General features: G+C 71.2%; 14 protein-coding genes and 1 pseudogene. 6 read left to right on the top strand and 9 right to left on the bottom strand.

Annotation, left to right across the window (positions count from 1 at the left end):
- Positions 1–8: 8 nt before the first annotated feature.
- Genes QM779_RS13620 through QM779_RS13610 form a run of 3 tightly spaced genes read right to left on the bottom strand, consistent with a single transcriptional unit; the run spans position 9 to position 2,950 of the window.
- The gene (locus QM779_RS13620) at positions 9–1,331 is read right to left on the bottom strand and encodes a hypothetical protein (protein WP_428536105.1); all 1,323 of its coding nucleotides are present in this window, start codon (positions 1,329–1,331) and stop codon (positions 9–11) included.
- Entirely contained in the window at positions 1,324–1,869 is a 546-nt protein-coding gene (locus QM779_RS13615) for a SigE family RNA polymerase sigma factor (protein ID WP_428536103.1), read from the bottom strand. The genes QM779_RS13620 and QM779_RS13615 overlap by 8 nt, the downstream gene beginning before the upstream one ends.
- 40 nt (positions 1,870–1,909) lie before the next feature.
- On the bottom strand, positions 1,910–2,950 hold the full coding sequence (locus QM779_RS13610) for a Gfo/Idh/MocA family protein (protein WP_428536101.1): 1,041 nt from the start codon (positions 2,948–2,950) through the stop codon (positions 1,910–1,912).
- 217 nt (positions 2,951–3,167) lie between these two features.
- Here QM779_RS13610 and QM779_RS13605 point away from each other — a divergent pair, with 217 nt between their 5' ends.
- Positions 3,168–4,082, top strand: a complete 915-nt coding sequence (locus QM779_RS13605; protein WP_428536099.1) for a hypothetical protein — start codon at positions 3,168–3,170, stop codon at positions 4,080–4,082.
- 184 nt (positions 4,083–4,266) lie between these two features.
- Here the strand turns inward: QM779_RS13605 and argF are convergent, their stop codons facing one another.
- Positions 4,267–5,262: an ornithine carbamoyltransferase gene (gene argF, locus QM779_RS13600; RefSeq protein WP_428536097.1), complete on the bottom strand. Its 996-nt coding sequence runs from the start codon at positions 5,260–5,262 to the stop codon at positions 4,267–4,269.
- Positions 5,263–5,328: 66 nt separating this feature from the next.
- Here argF and QM779_RS13595 point away from each other — a divergent pair, with 66 nt between their 5' ends.
- The 4 genes and pseudogenes from QM779_RS13595 to QM779_RS13580 all read left to right on the top strand — a co-directional run bounded on the left by QM779_RS13595 (position 5,329) and on the right by QM779_RS13580 (position 8,394).
- Positions 5,329–5,706: a phage holin family protein gene (locus tag QM779_RS13595; RefSeq protein WP_428536095.1), complete on the top strand. Its 378-nt coding sequence runs from the start codon at positions 5,329–5,331 to the stop codon at positions 5,704–5,706.
- Complete coding sequence (locus QM779_RS13590) at positions 5,703–6,179, top strand: low molecular weight protein-tyrosine-phosphatase (RefSeq protein ID WP_428536093.1); 477 nt, start codon at positions 5,703–5,705, stop codon at positions 6,177–6,179. The genes QM779_RS13595 and QM779_RS13590 overlap by 4 nt, the downstream gene beginning before the upstream one ends.
- A 73-nt stretch (positions 6,180–6,252) precedes the next feature.
- Positions 6,253–6,943 (top strand): annotated as a pseudogene (locus QM779_RS13585) (response regulator transcription factor).
- Positions 6,940–8,394 carry a sensor histidine kinase gene (locus tag QM779_RS13580; protein WP_428536091.1) on the top strand — a complete coding sequence of 485 codons (1,455 nt, stop codon included), beginning with the start codon at positions 6,940–6,942 and terminating at the stop codon, positions 8,392–8,394. Before QM779_RS13585 ends, QM779_RS13580 begins: the two are co-directional and overlap by 4 nt.
- 385 nt (positions 8,395–8,779) lie before the next feature.
- Here QM779_RS13580 and QM779_RS13575 read toward each other — a convergent pair whose 3' ends face one another.
- The 3 genes from QM779_RS13575 to QM779_RS13565 form a co-directional block, all read right to left on the bottom strand.
- The gene (locus tag QM779_RS13575) at positions 8,780–9,415 is read right to left on the bottom strand and encodes a cysteine hydrolase (protein ID WP_428536089.1); all 636 of its coding nucleotides are present in this window, start codon (positions 9,413–9,415) and stop codon (positions 8,780–8,782) included.
- Positions 9,416–9,532: 117 nt separating this feature from the next.
- On the bottom strand, positions 9,533–12,370 hold the full coding sequence (locus QM779_RS13570) for an FAD-binding and (Fe-S)-binding domain-containing protein (protein ID WP_428536087.1): 2,838 nt from the start codon (positions 12,368–12,370) through the stop codon (positions 9,533–9,535).
- Positions 12,371–12,375: 5 nt separating this feature from the next.
- The gene (locus QM779_RS13565) at positions 12,376–14,139 is read right to left on the bottom strand and encodes an L-lactate permease (RefSeq protein WP_428536085.1); all 1,764 of its coding nucleotides are present in this window, start codon (positions 14,137–14,139) and stop codon (positions 12,376–12,378) included.
- A gap of 126 nt (positions 14,140–14,265) precedes the next feature.
- Here QM779_RS13565 and QM779_RS13560 point away from each other — a divergent pair, with 126 nt between their 5' ends.
- On the top strand, positions 14,266–14,964 hold the full coding sequence (locus tag QM779_RS13560) for a GntR family transcriptional regulator (protein ID WP_428536083.1): 699 nt from the start codon (positions 14,266–14,268) through the stop codon (positions 14,962–14,964).
- Positions 14,965–15,544: 580 nt separating this feature from the next.
- Here the strand turns inward: QM779_RS13560 and QM779_RS13555 are convergent.
- Both QM779_RS13555 and rplI read right to left on the bottom strand, forming a co-directional pair.
- Positions 15,545–16,381, bottom strand: coding sequence for a DUF3152 domain-containing protein (locus QM779_RS13555; RefSeq protein WP_428536081.1), 837 nt, complete (start codon positions 16,379–16,381; stop codon positions 15,545–15,547).
- Between the two features lie 181 nt (positions 16,382–16,562).
- Positions 16,563–17,009, bottom strand: coding sequence for a 50S ribosomal protein L9 (gene rplI, locus QM779_RS13550; RefSeq protein ID WP_428536079.1), 447 nt, complete (start codon positions 17,007–17,009; stop codon positions 16,563–16,565).
- Between the last annotated feature and the right edge of the window lie 2 nt (positions 17,010–17,011).

Genomic DNA, 17,011 nt, shown 5'->3' with positions numbered 1-17,011 from the left:
CGATGCGGTCACCCCAGCGGCAGGTAGGAGACAGCTGCCTCCCCGGGCGCGTCGACCGCCACGACCAGCAGCCCGTCCTCACCCCCGATGACGTCCTGCCAGGGCAGGTTCCCCTGCGGCGGCGCGGACAGTTCCGTCCACGTCCCCGCCGCCGGGTCGTAGAGGTGGCCGGACGCGCCGAAGCGGCCGCCGGCCACCACACCGTCCACCTGGTCCAGGCCCTCGCCGGCCGGAGGGGACGCGGCCCGGCCCGTCTCGGACGTGGCCGGCTGGAACCACCGCGCAGGGACGGCGCGGCCCATGGCCAGCCACACGATCCGGTCGCCGACCACGAACGGGCCACCCCCCACGGACGGCGGGTCGTCAAGCCGCGTCCAACCCCCCAGCGAAGCGTCGGCCACCGCCGCGCGCACCGTCCCACCGACTGAGCGGGAGAACAGGTACAGCCGGCCGTCCACCCAGACCATCGACCGGTCGGAGGCCTTCCCGAACGGGTCCGCGGCCAGGTCGGCCCAGCGGCCCAGCGCCGGGTCGAACACCTCGTCGACGCTGGCCGCGGACTCGTCGGCCTGCGCGACGGCGACCACCACGTCCCCCGCTGCCACCAGACCCGACACCTCGATGCCGGGAGCGGGCAGCTCCCGCCACGACCCGTCCGACGGGTCGTAGGACGCCGCCGCGCTCCGTCCGGCCGCGTCACGACCGAGGTAGTAGAACCGGCCACCCGCGACGGCCGGCGGGTCGGGGTCGACGACGATCGGCGCGTCGGCGAGCACCGTCCACGTGTCGTCCCCCGGATCGTAGGACGCGCCGTCCGTGAGCGTGTTCAGCCCCATCGGGCAAGGCGCACCCTTGGGGCACGAGGACGCCTTCCGTCCGCCGACGAGGTAGAAGCTGCCCTCGAACCACACGCCGGCGACGTCGACCCGCGGCGAGAGCGGTGGGGTGGCGACGCTCAGCCACGGGCCCGCGGACGCGTCCGCGGTCGGCTCGCGGCTGCCGGCATCGGCCACCGTGACCTCGGGCGCCGCGGCCCCCCCGGCACCCGACGCCGAACTCGCCGAGCCCTGGACTCCCCCGACCAGGCGCGGCAGCACGAAGGCCAGCCCCGCGACCAGGACCACGACGGACGCGGCGGCGGCCAGCCCGCGTCCCCATGCGGCCCACGCCGGCCGGGAGGGTGCGGGCGAGCTCCGCCGCACCGTCGCCGGGTCGAACGGGGTGAACCCCTCCGCCTCGGCCGACGCGCGCAACGCCTCCGCGAACGCGCGCTCCTCCCGCGCGAAGTCGTCCTGGGGCCCGGAACCCTCACCGCGCTCGAAGTCAGCCATCCTCGCCCCCCAGCCGTGCGCGCAGGGCCACGAGCGCCCGGTGGACGTGGGAGCGGGCGGTCGCCTCGGGGCAGCCGAGGATCCGTCCGATCTCGGCGAAGCTGCGGTCCTCGTAGAAGCGCAGCACGACGGCCGCGCGCTGGACGGGAGGCAGTTCACCGCACAGTCGCAGCGCCTGGTCGGCGTCCGCGATGGCGTTCGCCGCGTCCGGCACGACGGGCGCGGACGCCGACAGGGTCGGGTCCTCGCTGGGGGAGAGGCGGCGCACCTTCCGCCAGGCGGAGATGTGGGCGTTGACGATGCTGCGCCGCACGTACGCGTCCACCTCGCCGGAGGCGGACACCCGCGCCCAGCGCGGGTACAGGCCGGCGAGCGCCTCCTGGACGGCGTCGAGCGCGTCCTCGCGGTTGCGGGTGACGAGGTAGGCGAACCGTTGCAGCGCCGCGGAACGGGTGAGGACGTAGTCGTCGAAGGACGTGGCGGTGCCGGCGGCAGCTGCCGTCGGCTCGCTCACCAGCACCCCCTGCCAGACCGTCACGTCCCACCCACGCGTGGGGGGACGGGTTCGTTGCAGCCGCCTACTCCCCGGGGTAGACGACGCCGACCTGGCCGCGGATCCGGTCGAGCACGTCCATGATCGCGACGGTCTCGTCCAGCGGCAGCAGGGGCGACTCGGTGCGTCCGTCGGCCACCAGCTGGGCGAAGTGGGCGCCCTCGAAGGCGAGCGCGTGATGGCTGTGCAGCTCCGGCTCCGCGCTGGTGATCCGCTCGCCGCCCGCAGTGACCACCCGGACGCTGCCGGGCGCGTAGAACTCGCCGTCGAGCTCGATCCGGGCCTCCGACCCGGTCACGACGGCCGTCGTCGGCGTCTTCGCGCCCATCGTGCAGCTGACCTGCGCGTGGACGCCGGGGTGCCCGGCGAAGTCGCCGAAGACGGACGCCACCTGGCGGTCGACGCCGGCGGCGGTGAGGGTGCCGGACGCGGTGATCGCACCGGGGATCCCCAGGACGAAGCAGGCGAACGAGACCGGGTAGATGCCCAGGTCCAGCAGGGCGCCGCCGGCCAGCGCCGGGTCCTGCATCCGCGGCACGTGGGAGATCGGCTGGCCGTGGTCGGCCGCCAAGAACTCGAGCTCGCCCAGCGCGCCGTCGGCCAGCAACTGGCGGACGATGTCGTGGCGTGGCAGGAACCGCGTCCACATCGCCTCCATCAGCGCGACGCCCCGCGCGCGGGCCGCGTCCACCACGGTGCGCGCCTCTGCCGCGTTGCGGGTGAACGGCTTCTCGACCAGGACGTGCTTGCCCGCCTCGATCGCGAGCAGCGCCAGCTCGGCGTGCTGGCTGTGCGGGGACGCGACGTAGACGGCGTCGACCTGCGGGTCCTCGACGAGCGAGCGGTAACCCTCGTGCACGTTCGGGATGCCGAACCGGGACGCAAACTCCTCCGCGCGCGACCGCGTCCGGGAGCCGACCGCGACCAGCTCCTGCCGGGTGTACGACCGCAGCGCGGACGCGAAGCCGCCGGCGATCCAGCCCGGCGCGAGGATGCCCCAGCGCAGCGGCGGCGCCGCGGTCAGTTCGGGGACGCGGGACGTGGGCAGAACCTGTGGGAAAGCCATGCGCTCAACCTAGGGCTCCCCGTCCCCGCGATCCAGCCACCCGCCCCACCGACGCCCTGCGACCCAGGACGATCCGGTCCCACGGTTCGCACGCTCCGACGCCGAGTGGTGGCCCTCGCTGAGGTGGCGCGAAAAGAGAACCGTCCCCGGTTTCGCGCCCGTGGCTCTCGGCGCTGCCCACCGGCCTAGGCTCGGGAGGCAGAGGAAGGAGAGGGCGATGGCCGTGGTACGGGCGAGCGCGTGGCGCGCCGCCGCCGACCCCGACGACCTGCGCGAGTACGACAGATTCGGGCCGTGGCTGGACCGGGTGCACCAGCAGAGAGACCTGCCGCGCCGGTTCCGTCCCTGGTACCCCGAGCTCGCCGGGGCGACCCACCTGGTCAAGGTTCCCCGCGACCTCGACCGGGCCCAGGTCCGTCCGGGCATGGACCTGTACCGGAGCGTCCTCGCGGTCTTCGCCGACCATGTCGTGGTGCTGAACGCAGAGGTTCCGGACGCTCCCGGCGTCGCCAGGGCCGACATCGCCCTCGCCGACGTCGTCGCCACCCGGGTGTACGGCAACCTGCTGGCAGGGTGCTGGACGCTGCTGCTCGCCGACGGCTCCGGGTTCGACGTCCCCTTCAACAGCGTCAGCGAACGGGAGATCGCGGAACTCGACCGTTACGTACTCCGCAGCCCCGCCACCGACGTCCGTCCGGCGTCCCGCGAGCCGGCGGTGACGATCAGCGACCACTTCTTCCGCAGCCGGCTCGGCGACATCTCCGCCGCCACCGACGACCCCGTCCGGCCCGTGCACGTGGAGGAGCCCCTGCGTCCCTGCCGTGACGATCGCGGGCGGCGGCGCGTCTCCAGCGGCGTGCTCGTCCTGGAGACCCCCACGGCGCTCGTGGTCGTCGACCGCGACAGCCCGGTCCGGTCGCGCTTCCGGCGCACGAACTACGCCACCAACACGACCACGATCCCGTTCGCGCGGATCACGTCCTTCGCGGTCGTCGATCCGCCCGCCGACCAGCCGGGACGCTTCGGCCACCTCGTCCTGCGGTGTGGCCGGCAGGTGATCGCCCAGCCCGTCCTGACCCGTCCGGACGCCGCCGTCGCCGCCCTGGAGGCGCACGGCGTCCGCGCCGAGTGACACTCGCCACCGTCATCGACCACACACACGCCAGCGCTGACACGGAGATCCCGGGTCAAGCCCGGGATGACAACAACGGCCGGTCGCGAGGCAGCCGGACTGCCGCGCTCCCGGCTCAACGGTCCCTGAGGAGATTCGGGAGCGCAGCGAGCGAACCGTCACGAAGGGCCGCCGCCACCGACGCTCAGGACAGCGTGGCGACCAGGACAGCCTTGATCGAGTGCATGCGGTTCTCGGCCTGGTCGAAGACGATGGACGCGTCCGACTCGAACACCTCGTCGGTGACCTCGAGTTCCTCCAGGCCGAAGCGGGAGTAGATCGCCTCCCCGACCGTCGTCTCGCGGTTGTGGTAGGCGGGCAGGCAGTGCATGAACTTCACGTCCGACACCCCGGTGCGCTCCAGCAGCGCGGTGTTCACCTGGTAGTCCCGCAGCAGCAGGATGCGCTCGGTCCAGACGCTCTCCGGCTCACCCATCGACACCCAGATGTCGGTGTGGATGAACTGGCAGCCCCGGACGGCGTCGATGTCCTCGGTGAGCGTGATCCGGGCCCCGGTCTGCTCTGCGAGCTCCCGCGCGGTGCGCACCACCGACTCCGGCGGCAGCAGCTTGGTCGGCGCGACCAACCGGACGTCCATGCCCAACAGTGCCCCGCCGAGCAGCAGCGAGCAGCCGACGTTGAACCGCGCGTCCCCCACGTAGGCGTAGGTGATGTCGTGGTCGTCCCGCCCGGACGCCTCGCGCATGGTGAACATGTCGCACAGGCTCTGGGTGGGGTGCCACTCGTCGGTCAGCCCGTTCCAGACCGGGACGGAGGAGTACGCGGCGATCTTCTCCACCGTCGACTGGTGCGTACCGCGGTACTCGATGCCGTCGAAGAGCCGCGACAGCACGCGCGCGGTGTCCGCCGGCGACTCCTTGTGGCCGAGCTGGGAGGAGTTCCCGTCCATCTGGGTCACGTGGGCGCCCTGGTCGTGCGCGGCGACCTCGAAGGCCGACCGGGTGCGGGTCGACGTCTTCTCGAAGATCAGCGCAAGGTTCGCACCGCTCAGGTGCTGGACCTCGGTGCCCGCTCGCCGGGCCGCCTTCAGGTCGGCGGTGAGGTCGAGCAGGTGACGCCACTCGTCCGGGGTGAAGTCCTGTTCCTTCAGGAAGTGCCTGCCCTTCAGGTCCATCGCCACGTCCCCACTGCCTCTCCTGGATCTCAACCGATGGGAGAACTTTGCCATTCGTGACAGCATGGGGCCATGCTCGTCCGCTTCCTCGCCAGTGCCGCAGCGCTCGCCGTGGCCACCTGGCTGGTGCCGGGAATCACCCTGACCAACGGCGACGATTGGAACCGCGCGGGCACCATGCTGCTCGTGGCCGCGATCTTCGGCGTCGTGAACAGCCTGATCAAACCGATGTTCAAGTTCGTGGCCGCGCCGCTGATCTTCCTCAGCCTCGGGCTGTTCCTCCTCGTGATCAACGCGCTGCTGCTGGAGCTGGTGTCGTGGGCGTCCGGCGAGTTCGGCCTGGGCTGGCACGTCGACGACTGGAGTTCCGCGTTCTGGGGAGCGCTGATCGTCTCGATCGTGAGCTTCCTGCTGAACGCCCCCTTCAAGAAGGGTGAGGAGCACCGGTGAGCGATCCCGTGGTGCTGTTCGTCTGCTGGGGCAACATCTGCCGCTCACCGATGGCCAAGGTCGTCGCGGACGCGTACGCGAAGCGCGAGGACGTGACCGGCGTCACGTTCACCAGCGCGGGCGTGAGCGCGGAGGAGAGCGGACACGGGATGGACCCGCGCGCGATCGCGACCCTGCAGGCCGCCGGCTTCGAGCCCGGCCCGTTCAGTGCGCACCGGATGACCCCCGACGAGATCCGCTCCGCCTCGATGGTGATCGGCATGCAGACCATCCACCTGCGCAAGATCCGCGAGATGGTGCCGGACGCGCATCCGCTCTACCTGCTCAGCGACTTCAACCCGGACGCGGTCCCCGGCTCGGCCATCGAGGACCCCTGGTACGGCGACGACAGCGACTTCACCACGACCCTGGAGCAGATCGAGGCGGCCATGCCCGAGCTGATCCGGAGGGCGAAGGAGCTCCTCACCCCCTGATCGGGGACGCGGTGAGGCGTCCCCCGCGGTCCGCCTCGGCCCGGCGACGCCCGGGACATGGCAGGCTGGTGCCATGCACATCCTCGTTGTCGATGACGACCAGGCGGTTCGTGACTCGCTCGCCCGGTCGCTGCACTACTCCGGCTGGGAGGTGACCACCGCCGGCGACGGGGTCGAGGCGCTCGCCCGCCTTTCGGCCATGCGCCCGGACGCCGTCATCATGGACGTGATGATGCCCCGCCTCGACGGCCTGGAGACCACCCGGTCGCTGCGGGCGTCCGGCAACGACGTGCCGATCCTCGTGCTGACCGCCAGGGACGCGGTCGGCGACCGCGTCGACGGCCTCGACGCCGGCGCCGACGACTACATGGCCAAGCCGTTCTCGTTCGAGGAACTGCAGGCGCGGCTGCGCGCGCTGACCCGGCGGCGTCCGGCCGGTCGGGGACGAGGTGGGCGCGGAGGTGCTCAGCTTCGCCGACCTGAGCCTGGACCTGCAGACCCGCGAGGTGACCAGGGGCGGGCGCCGGATCAGCCTGACCCGGACCGAGTTCGCCCTGCTCCAGACGTTCCTGGAGAACCCCCGCAGGGTGCTCGAGCGCAGCTGGCTGCTGAACGAGGTGTGGGGGTTCGACTTCCCCACGACCGCGAACTCGCTGGAGGTCTACATCGGCTACCTGCGCCGCAAGACCGAGGGCGAGGGTGAGGCCCGACTGATCCACACCGTGCGCGGCATCGGCTACGTGCTGCGCGAGACCCCGCCGTGATCCGCTGGCTCCGCTCGGTTCTCTCGGTCAACAACCGGCCGCTCCACGACCGGCTCGCGGCGCTCGTGGCCGCGGCGGTCGCCGGCGCGGTGGCGATCACCGGCGTGGCCGCGTACATCATCACGACCGTCGCGGTGTACAACCAGCTGGACGGTGAGCTGCTCGACATCGCGGGGCTGACCGCCGACTGGATCCGAGGGGACGCCGAGGCGATGGGCGGGCTGAACAACGACGCCCTGCAGACCGCGAACGTGACCATGATGCTGGTGCGCGCCGACAACCAGGAGATCTTTCCTCCGGGCCCCGGCTCCCACCTCGTGCCGAGCGCGGACGAGCGCGCGATCGCCCGCACCCAGATCGGCACGTCCGCCCGGACCGGCGTCGACACGGAGGGGACGGCCTACCGGATCGTCGCGATCCCGCTGGAGGACGGCAACCAGCAGTACGCGCTGCTCCTGGGGCGTCCGCTCGGACCGACCGACCAGATCCTGCGGATCCTCGCCTTCTCGCTGCTGACCTTCGGCCTGCTGGCCGTCCTCGTCGCGGGCGCCATCGGCTGGGTGATCGCCCGGTCGGGCCTGCAGCCGATCCAGCGCCTCACCGACGCGGTGATCCGGGTGACCGAGACCGACCAGCTGAAGCCGATCGAGCTGGGCGGCATGGACGAGCTGACCGACCTCACCCGGTCGTTCAACACGATGCTGGGGACGCTCGCGTCCTCGCGCGACCGGCAGAGCCGGCTGATCGCGGACGCGGGCCACGAGTTGCGGACGCCGCTCACGTCGCTGCGCACGAACGTGGAACTGCTCACCGCCGACGACCGGCAGGGCATGCTCCCGCCGGGCGCGCGTGGCGAGATCCTGCGCGACATCGCCGCCCAGCTCGGCGAGTTCACGCAGCTGATCGGCGACCTCGTCCACCTGTCCCGGGAGGACAAGGTGGAGGCCCACCCCGAGCCGATCGACCTGCGCGACGTCGTGAACAGCTCGGTGACGCGGGCCCGGCGGCGCGGCCCGGGCCTGGTCTTCGACGTGGAGCTCGACCCGCTGTTCCTCGTCGGTGAGCCGGACAGCCTGGAGCGCGCGATCACCAACCTGCTCGACAACGCCGTGAAGTTCTCCCCGCCCGGGGGGACGGTGACCGTCCGGCTGGTCGGGGACCGGCTGCGGATCAGCGACGAGGGGCCGGGGATCGCCGAGTCGGACCTGCCGCACGTCTTCGACCGCTTCTACCGCTCCGACAAGGCCCGCAACACCCCCGGCTCGGGCCTGGGGCTGTCCATCGTCGCCCAGACGATCAAGGCGCACGGCGGCTGGGTGAAGGCGGGACGCAGCGCGTCCGGCGGCGCGGAGTTCACGATCCGTCTCCCCGGTTCGAGCACCCCTCCCGAGGAGGACGCCGAGGTCACCGACAGCGAGGGCACCGTCCTGCTGCCCCGGATCAGCGGCTGAGCCACCGACCCGACCCCGGCCCGACCGCCGTCCCCGACCAGCCGACCCCTCCTGACTTCGCCCGTCCGTCCGCCACAAACGCTCCCGAAACACGCAGACGCTCCCGAAATTTCGGTGGCTTCTGCGAGTTTCGGGAGCGTCTGCAGCGAGAGGGACGAGTGGGACGGCGGCAGGCTCGCGCGACGGTGCCGGGCGATGGCGGCCGGGAGGGGTTTTCGGCCGCCACCGCGCTCAGGGCACCTGGACGTCCGCCGGGGGACGGACAACGGTGGCTGGTTGAATACTGGCACCTCCCGCCGCCCGGTCTCAGGAGCCGCGCGGGAGATCCGCCCGAGTCCGCGCCACCCCGGGTGGGTGGGGACGGCGCGAGCCCGGACCGTCGGGCTCAGTAGCCGCGCGACGTGTCGGCGCCCGCCTCCTCGCCGGCCAGCTGGGCCGCGAACTCCGCGGTCGTGATCGGCTTGGAGAACATCGGGTAGTCGAACCTGATCGCGTTCGCGTGCTCCTCGGGGGAGGTCGCGCCGACCGCGTCGGTCAGGGTGTAGACCTCGAAGCCCTTCTCGTACGCCGAGCGCATCGTCGACTCAACGCAGCAGTTGGTCAAGAAGCCGGCCAGCACCACGGTCTGGATGCCCTTGCTGCGCAGGATGAAGTCGAGGTTCGTCGAGCCGAACGCGTCCAGGCCACGCTTGCCCTCCAGGACGATGTCCTCGCCGGACGGTGCCATCTCGCCGACGATCTCGCAGCCCCACGTGCCCTTCACGAACGAGTTGCTGCTGACCACGCCGGCGAGGATGCCGTACGGGTGGGCGCTGATCTCGTAGTAGCCGGGCGCGAACGAGATCGGGCTGTGGATGACTGTCGCGCCGGCGGCGTGCGCGGCGTCCAGCGCCTCCTTCGCGTGCGGCAGGGTGCCGGTCGCGTCCATCACTTCGGAGACCGCCCCGTGGAGCGTGCCACCCTCGCTGGTGAAGTCGTTCTGGAACTCGATCAGCACCAGAGCAGTGGTCTTCGGGTCCATCCCTCATCCTTCCTCTATCGCTGGCCCGGACGGACGCCCGGGCTGGGTTCAGCGCCTCTTTCAGGGGGGTGGGTGCGCCCGGCCCCGCCGCGGTCGCCCGTGGCGGGGCCGGTTCGCCTAGCTCGAATGCTCCTCCTCCAACGCCTGCTCCGCGAGCAGTTCGAGAACATGGCGGTACTGCTTCCCCGTCGCCCGCGTCATGCCGAGCTCGCAGGTCCGGTTGCAGCTGGCGTGGGCGGACGCGTCGAGCCGCTCGACCTCGGCCGCCTCGGGCCGGGTCGCCGCGTAGGTGAGCTCGGGATGCAGCATCCCCCGGTCGCCGGCGAACGCGCAGCAGCCGGTGTTGACGGGGACGTTCACGACCTCCGCGACGGCCTTCGACACGGCGACCAGGTCGGGGTTGAGCCCCATCTGGGTCGAGGAGCAGGTCGGGTGGATGGTCAGCGAGTCCAGCTTGCGGTACTCGCCGAGCACCGGCAGGACGTGCTTCGCGACGAACGCGACCGCGTCCACCATCTCCACGTGCAGGTCGGGCTCGGTCTCCAGCATGTGCCGGAAGCCCTCCGTGCAGCTGGACGCGTCACACACCACGGTCAGCCGCCCGTTGTCGGAGGCCGCCCTGATCACAGGCAGCACTTTCGCGCGCATGGCCTCGTAGCCGTCCGGGATCCCCTTGCTCGACCACGGCGTGCCGCAGCACAGCGAGCTGATCTCCTCCGGCACGTACAGCGTCAGCCCCGCCTTCGCGCACAGCGCCTCGAAGCTGAGCTGGACGCCCTGGCCCCCGTCCGCCGGCCCGAACATGACGTTCACGCACGCCGGCAGGTACACGGCGTCCACCGTGTCCTTCGCGACGGCGGGCCGGGCCCGGGACGCGCCCCCGCCGGGCAGCTCGCGCGACCACAGCGGGATGTTGTCGTCCCCGAGGATCGCCCTGCCGACCCTGTTGACCCCGATCAGCGCGCTCTCCAGCGGCCCGGGAAGGGCGTCGGTGATCCCCATCACCGTCGAGAAGGTGGCGGTGGTGCCCGTCCAGTGCTTCGCCAGGGTCGTCCACACCGCCTTCGTCGCGGCCGGGGTGGTCTGCTCGCGGCGCAGCTTCTTCACGAACAGGCCGGTGTTGATCAGCACGGGGCAGGCGGTGACGCACATCCCGTCCACCGCGCACGTGTGGACGCCCGCGTACTCGTAGCCCTTCGCCAGGCGGTCGGCGAGCGCCTCGTCCCCGGCGAGTTCGGCGTTGCGGATCTCCCTGCGCAGGGCGATCCGCTGCCGCGGCGTGAGCGTGAGGTCGCGGGACGGGCAGACCGGCTCGCAGTAGCCGCACTCGACGCAGCGGTCGATCTCGCTGTCGATCGACGGCGGCAGCTTGATGTGCTTGAGGTGCAGTTCGGGGTCGTCGGTGATGATCGTGCCGACGTTGAGCAGCCGGGTCGGGTCGAACAGGTCTTTGATCGCGACCATCACCTCGTACAGCTCGTCGCCGTACTGGCGACGGACGTAGGGCGACATGACGCGCCCGGTGCCGTGCTCGGCCTTCAGCGAGCCGTCGTTGGCCAGGACCAGCGCCACCATCTCCTCGGTGAAGCCGATGTAGCGGCGCATCTGCTGCTCGTCCTCGAACCGGTCGGTCAGCATGAAGTGGATGTTGCCGTCCTTGGCGTGGCCGAAGATCACCGAGTCGCGGTAGGCGTACCGGTCGAACAGGCCGGCCAGGTCGCGGCAGGTGTCCGCGAGCTTCGCGACGGGGACCACCACGTCCTCGAGCAGGGCGGTGGTGCCGGACGTCCGGGCGCCCGCCACCGAGGTGTACAGGCCCTTGCGCAGCTTCCAGAGCTTGCCGCGCAGCACGGGGTCGGACGTGAGCTGGACGGGCTCGCGCACGGGCAACTGTCGCAGCGTCGGCTGGGCGCCCTGCGCGAGGTGCTCCAGCTCCGCGGCCGTGGTGGCCTGGTACTCCACCAGCAGGGCCGCCTGCTCCGTGACGTCCAGTTCCTTGATCATCGCGGGGGTGTCGGGGAACGCCTGGCCCACCCGCAGCGACGTCGCGTCCATCAGTTCCAGTGTGGCCGCACCGGTGGCGACCAGTCCCGGCAGGGCGGCGTTGGCGTCGTAGAGGTTGTCGAAGACGACCAGTGCCGAGGTGACCTCGTTGCGCACCTCGATCGTCCGGAAGGTCGCGGACGCGACGAACGCCAGCGTCCCCTCGCTGCCCACGATCAGGTGGGTGAGGATCGCGGGGACGGTGTCGAAGTCGACCAGGGCGTTGATCCCGTAGCCCATGGTGTTCTTCATCGAGAACTGCTGGGCGATCTTCGCCACCGAGGCCGGGTTGGCCAGCACCCGGGCGCGCAGCTTCAGCAGGCCCTCGTGGAGGGCCGGCTCGAGAGCGCGGAGCTTCTCGTCCGCGTCCGCCGCGCCGGTGTCGATCACGGTGCCGGACGGCAGTACGGCGACCACCGACTCCAGCGTCCGGTAGCTGTTCTCGACCGTGCCGCAGGCCATGCCGGAGGAGTTGTTGGCGACGACGCCGCCGATCGTGCAGGCGGCCTCGCTGGCCGGGTCGGGCCCGAACTTGCGTCCGTAGGGGGCGAGGTAGGCGTTCAACTGCTTGACCGTCACGCCCGGCTGCACCCGCACCCTGGCGCCGTCGTCGAGGATCTCGACGCCCTTGAAGTGCTTGCGCACGTCGGCCAGGACCCCGTCGGTGGCGGCCTGGCCGGACAGGCTCGTCCCACCCGAACGGAACGTGAGCGGGATCCGCGCTGCCGCGGTGGCCCGGAGCAACCGGGCCACCTCCTCGGCGTCGCGGGGGGCGACGATCGCCGAGGGCAGCAGCAGGAAGTGGGACGCGTCGTGCGCGAGCGCCCGGCGGTCCAGCTCTCCGGTGCGGATCTGGGACGCGTCCGCGACGCACCCGGCCAGCAGGCCGGCCAGGGCGCCCTCGGACTTCACAGCCGTCACGGTACCGGGACCATCCCGATCAGGATGGTGGACTGCAGCACCACGATGACGGCGAACACCGCCAGCAGGACGAGCGACCAGCCCACGACCTTGCGGAAGATCTCGCCCTCCTGGTTGAGCATGCCGGTGGCTGCGGCAGCCACGGACAGGCTCTGCGGGGAGATCATCTTGCCCATCACGCCACCGGTCGAGTTCGAGGTGGCCATCAGGATCTCGTGCGGCAGGGAGCCCGGCCACACGCCCTGCGCCGCGGCAACCTGCATGCCGCCGAACAGCGCGTTCGCCGAGGTGTCGGAGCCGGTGATCGCCACGCCCAGCCAGCCGAGCACCGGCGACATCACGGCGAAGGCCGCACCCGCGGCGGCCAGGGCCGAACCGAGGGAGATCGTCATGCCGGAGCCGTTCATGATGTAGGCGATGGCCAGCACGGACGCAACCGTGATGATCGTGAACGCGAGGCTCTTCACGGTCTTGCCGAAGACGCCGGCCGCCTCCTTGACGCTCATCCGGTACACCAGCGCGGTGATCACGCCGGACAGGAACAGCAGGGTGCCGGTGGACAGCACCGAGTACAGGTTCACCTGGCCGAGGGTGCAGCTCGCGACCGTCCCGGCCTTGGCCTGGGAGGCGGTGACGATGCCGCAGAAGTCCAGCGGCTGCGGGACGACCTTTCCGTCCGCCTTCGGGAAGTTGGCGCCCTGCAGGCCGGGCCAGTTGAAGATGTAGCCGAGCGTGGTCGACAACCACGTCTTGATCACGGGGATCTGGCTGATCGCGAACACGCCGACGACGATCACGTAGGGGGCGATGGCGCCCCAGACCCGCGCCCCACCGGTCGCCTTGGCCGCGACGAGGTTCTCGTCGACGGTGACCTTGGTGGCCGCGTGCTCCTCGGAGGGCTCGCTGCTCTTCACGAACCGCAGCACCACGATGATGACCACGATGGTGACCACGGACGCGATCACGTCGGTGACCTCGTACGCGATGAAGTTGGACGCGACGAACTGGCAGACGGCGAACACCGCGCCGGCGGTCAGGGCGACGCCCCAGGTCTGCTTGAGACCGCGGACACCGTCCACCAGCCAGACCAGGAAAAGCGGGATGAACAGGGCCATGATCGGCGACTGGCGGCCGGCCATGTGGCCGAAGGTGACCGAGGCGGCGTACGCGTTGGCGAAGTGGCCCTGGGTCAGGATCGGGAAGGCGGAGTTGCCGAGGGCGGTGATCGGGGCGCCCATGGCGCCGAACGCGACCGGGGCGGTGTTCGCGACCATGCAGACGACGGCGGCCTTGATCGGCTTCATGCCGGCGGCGACGAGCATCGCCGCGGTGATGGCGACCGGGGCGCCGAAGCCGGCGAGGGCCTCGAGCAGGGCGCCGAAGCAGAACGCGATCAGGATCGCCAGGATGCGCATGTCGCTGGAGATCGACTGGACGAGTTCGCCGAGCACCTTGTCCCAGCCGTGCTTCACGGACAGGTTGTAGAGCCAGATCGCGCTGACCAGGATCCACATGATCTGGAAGATGCCGAAGAAGATGCCCTCGGCCGTGGCGGTGGCCGCGGTGGCAGCAGGCATGCCCCACACCGCCACGGCCAGGATGACCGCGGTGACGACGGCGACAAGGGCCGACTTCCACGCGGGGATCTTGAAGACGCCGAGCATCACGAACAGGACGAGCAGCGGAAGGGCTGCGACCAGGGCCGAGAGGGCCAGACTGCCCCCGACCGGTGACGGCGGCTGGATGAACAGGGAAAGCACCGGGGTATCTCCTCACTGAGATTGACCAACAGGTAGGATTGTCGGACAAGTGCACTGGCTATGCAAGGGGTTCCGGAGTAATTGCTGGACTAAGATCGGTCTGCTGAGCGGTTCGGGGGTGAAGAGGTGGTCCGGAGCATCGTGGTCACGTCCGTCATCGACGCCGTGGTCGATGACCTGAAGTCGCAGGTGCTGGCCGCGGAACTCGGCCCGGGGACGGCGCTCACCGAGGCCGATGTGGCCGCCCGCTACGACATCGCCCGCTCGACAGCGAAGGCTGCGATCGAGCGGCTGGTCGCGGAGAAGGTGCTCGTCCGCAAGAACCACAAGACGGCGAGGGTCGTCCAGCTCGGGCCGGACGACGTCCGCGACATCTACCGGACGCGCGCCTACCTGGAGTCGGAGGTGCTGCGGCGGCTCGCCGAGCGCCGCACGGTGCCGGTGGAGGCGCGGGTGGCGAACGCCGAGATCGACGCGCTGTGGCAGCAGGGCGAGTGGGACATCGTCGACCCCGACATGCGCTTCCACACCGCCCTGATCGACTCCCTCGGCAGTGCCCGCACCAGCTCGGTGTACGGCTCGCTGGCCTTCGAGGTGAAGCTGTGCATGGCCCAGCTCCAGGGCAGCCAGCGGCTCAGCCCCGACATCATCATCGCCGAGCACGCGCGCCTGGCCGACCTGATCGAGGCGGGGGACGCCACCGGCGCCGCCACCCTCCTCGACGAGCACCTCAGCCGTGCCCGCGAGCTCCTCGCCGGAGCCCTCGGCGGCGAACCCGGTCCCGAGGCGTACCGCCCGTCCTCAGCCCTGTCCGCCGCCCACTGACCGTCCTGACGAGGTTCGCGAGCGCAGCGAACCGACACGAAGAGCCGCCGACACCCCCTGTCCCCGTCATGCCGGGCTTGACCCGGCATCTCACCCCCGCGAGGACCCGAGATCCCGGATCAAGTCCGGGATGACAGAGATGGGGGCCGCCTGGTGCGGCCAGCACCGCCACCCCACCACGACCACCTGACGCAACCCCGTCATGCCGGGCTCGACCCGGCATCCCACCCCCGCGACACGCCAGATCCCGCACCAAGCCCGACCGTCCCCCACCCCGTCATGCCGGGCTCGACCCGGCATCCCACCCCCGCGAAACGCCAGATCCCGCACCAAGCCCGACCGTCCCCCACCCCGTCATGCCGGGCTCGACCCGGCATCTCACCCCCGCGACACGCCAGATCCCGGGTCAAGCCCGGGATGACAGGAGTTGGGCCGTCTTCCCGGCACCACACCCACCGGCGCTCGCCACTGACGGGGCGGACGCGTCCCCACGGTCCCTGAGGAGGTTCGCGAGCGCAGCGAACGAGCCGTCACGAAGGGCCGCCGACGCACTCCGTCCCACAGCCCGGGAAGTCCGCCGTTACGGGAAGGGCCAGGGGTTCGGGGTGCAGCCGTCGAGGTCGCCCTCCTGGGGCATCATCGCCGGAGCCGCCTTGCCCTTCTTCGCGCAGCCCTCGTGCTTCTCGCCGAGCAGGTGTCCAACGGCGTGGTTCACCAGGTAGGCCTGCCACTGGCTCTTGCTGGGGTACTCGGGCGGCTGCCCACCGAGCCAGTAGGACGCGTCGATGACGAGGTCGCCGCCGTCCACACAGGTGCTGGGCTCGGGCGCGCACGACTTCTTCGCCGTGGCCGGCGCCGCGATCGAGATCGTGAAGTCCGCCTTGCCGGGGTCGCCGACGAGGGCGAACCGGACGTTGCCGCTGCCCGCCCAGCTCCGTGGGTCGTTGAGGACGCCGGCGATCTGCGTCCCCACCTTGTCGGCGTCGAGTGCGGTGGTGGTCTCCACCCTCACGCTGAAGCGCCGCAGTTCGCCGGAGGAGTTGGCGGCCGCCACGTTCACCCCGGCCGTGTCGAACTTCCCGGACGCCTTCACCTTCGGCAGCGTCGAGCTCGGTGTCGGCGCGGGCGTGGCGCTCTCCGTCCCGCCCGACGTCGGCGTCGGCGTCAGGGTGGGCGTCGGGGTCGCGGTCGTCGGCGCGGGGATCGGGGTCACCGAGGCGGTCGGCCTCCCCTCCCGCTCCACCGGCGCGGTGAGAGCGTTCACCCAGACCGCCAGCGCAAGGACGAGCACCACCCCGATCACGATCGACGCCACGACCAGCGGGTTGAAGCGAGACCCGAGGGACTTGCCGGCGTCCCGACCCTGCCGCCGCGCGCGGAAGGCCGACCAGCGGCTCGGCGGGGTGGGCTCTGTCACCTGCCCAGCCTAGACGGAGCTGCGCGGGGCGGCCGTGACGTCGCCGCGGAGGTGGCGCGAAAGGAGAACCGTCCCCGATTGTGCGCCGGGACGTCCGGGGCGGCGAGGACCGCTGGGGCCCGGGACGCAGAAGCGCCGGCCGCCCGAGGGGCGACCGGCGCTTCGTGCTGTGCGCTGCAGATCAGGCGGAAACGACGTCCACCGGGATGTGCGCGACCACACCGGCGGTCAGCTTGATCCCGACGGTGTGCTTGCCCACGTCCTTGATCGGCTTGGCGATCTCGACGGAACGCTTGTCGATGGCGGGACCGCCGGCCTTCTTCACCGCGAGGGCGATGTCGGCGGGGGTCACGGCACCGAACAGCTTGCCGGAATCACCAGCGCGAGCGGGCAGGACGACCGCGAGGGCCTCCAGCTGCTCGCGCACCTGGGTGGCGTGCTCGACGCCACGGATCTCACGGGCGTCACGCGCCCGCTTGATGCCGTCGATCTGCTTCTCGGCGCCCCGCGTCCACTTGATCGCGAAGCTGCGCGGCAGCAGGTAGTTGCGGCCGTAGCCGTCCTTGACCTCGACGACGTCACCGGGGACGCCCAGGTGCTCGACGGGGGCGGTGAGGATGAGCTTCATCT

It is taken from the genome of Propionicimonas sp. (assembly GCF_049840635.1).
Classification (GTDB): domain Bacteria; phylum Actinomycetota; class Actinomycetes; order Propionibacteriales; family Propionibacteriaceae; genus Propionicimonas.
Note: the sequence above shows the minus strand (reverse complement) of the source record. Positions and strands in the feature narration are given on the sequence as shown.

Coding starts and splice junctions, on each gene's coding strand:
- QM779_RS13605 (WP_428536099.1), top strand. CDS start 3,168: ATGGCCGTGGTACGGGCGAGCGCGTGGCGCGCCGCCGCCGACCCCGAC.
- QM779_RS13575 (WP_428536089.1), bottom strand. CDS start 9,415: ATGGACCCGAAGACCACTGCTCTGGTGCTGATCGAGTTCCAGAACGAC.
- QM779_RS13595 (WP_428536095.1), top strand. CDS start 5,329: ATGCTCGTCCGCTTCCTCGCCAGTGCCGCAGCGCTCGCCGTGGCCACC.
- QM779_RS13610 (WP_428536101.1), bottom strand. CDS start 2,950: ATGGCTTTCCCACAGGTTCTGCCCACGTCCCGCGTCCCCGAACTGACC.
- rplI (WP_428536079.1), bottom strand. CDS start 17,009: ATGAAGCTCATCCTCACCGCCCCCGTCGAGCACCTGGGCGTCCCCGGT.
- QM779_RS13620 (WP_428536105.1), bottom strand. CDS start 1,331: ATGGCTGACTTCGAGCGCGGTGAGGGTTCCGGGCCCCAGGACGACTTC.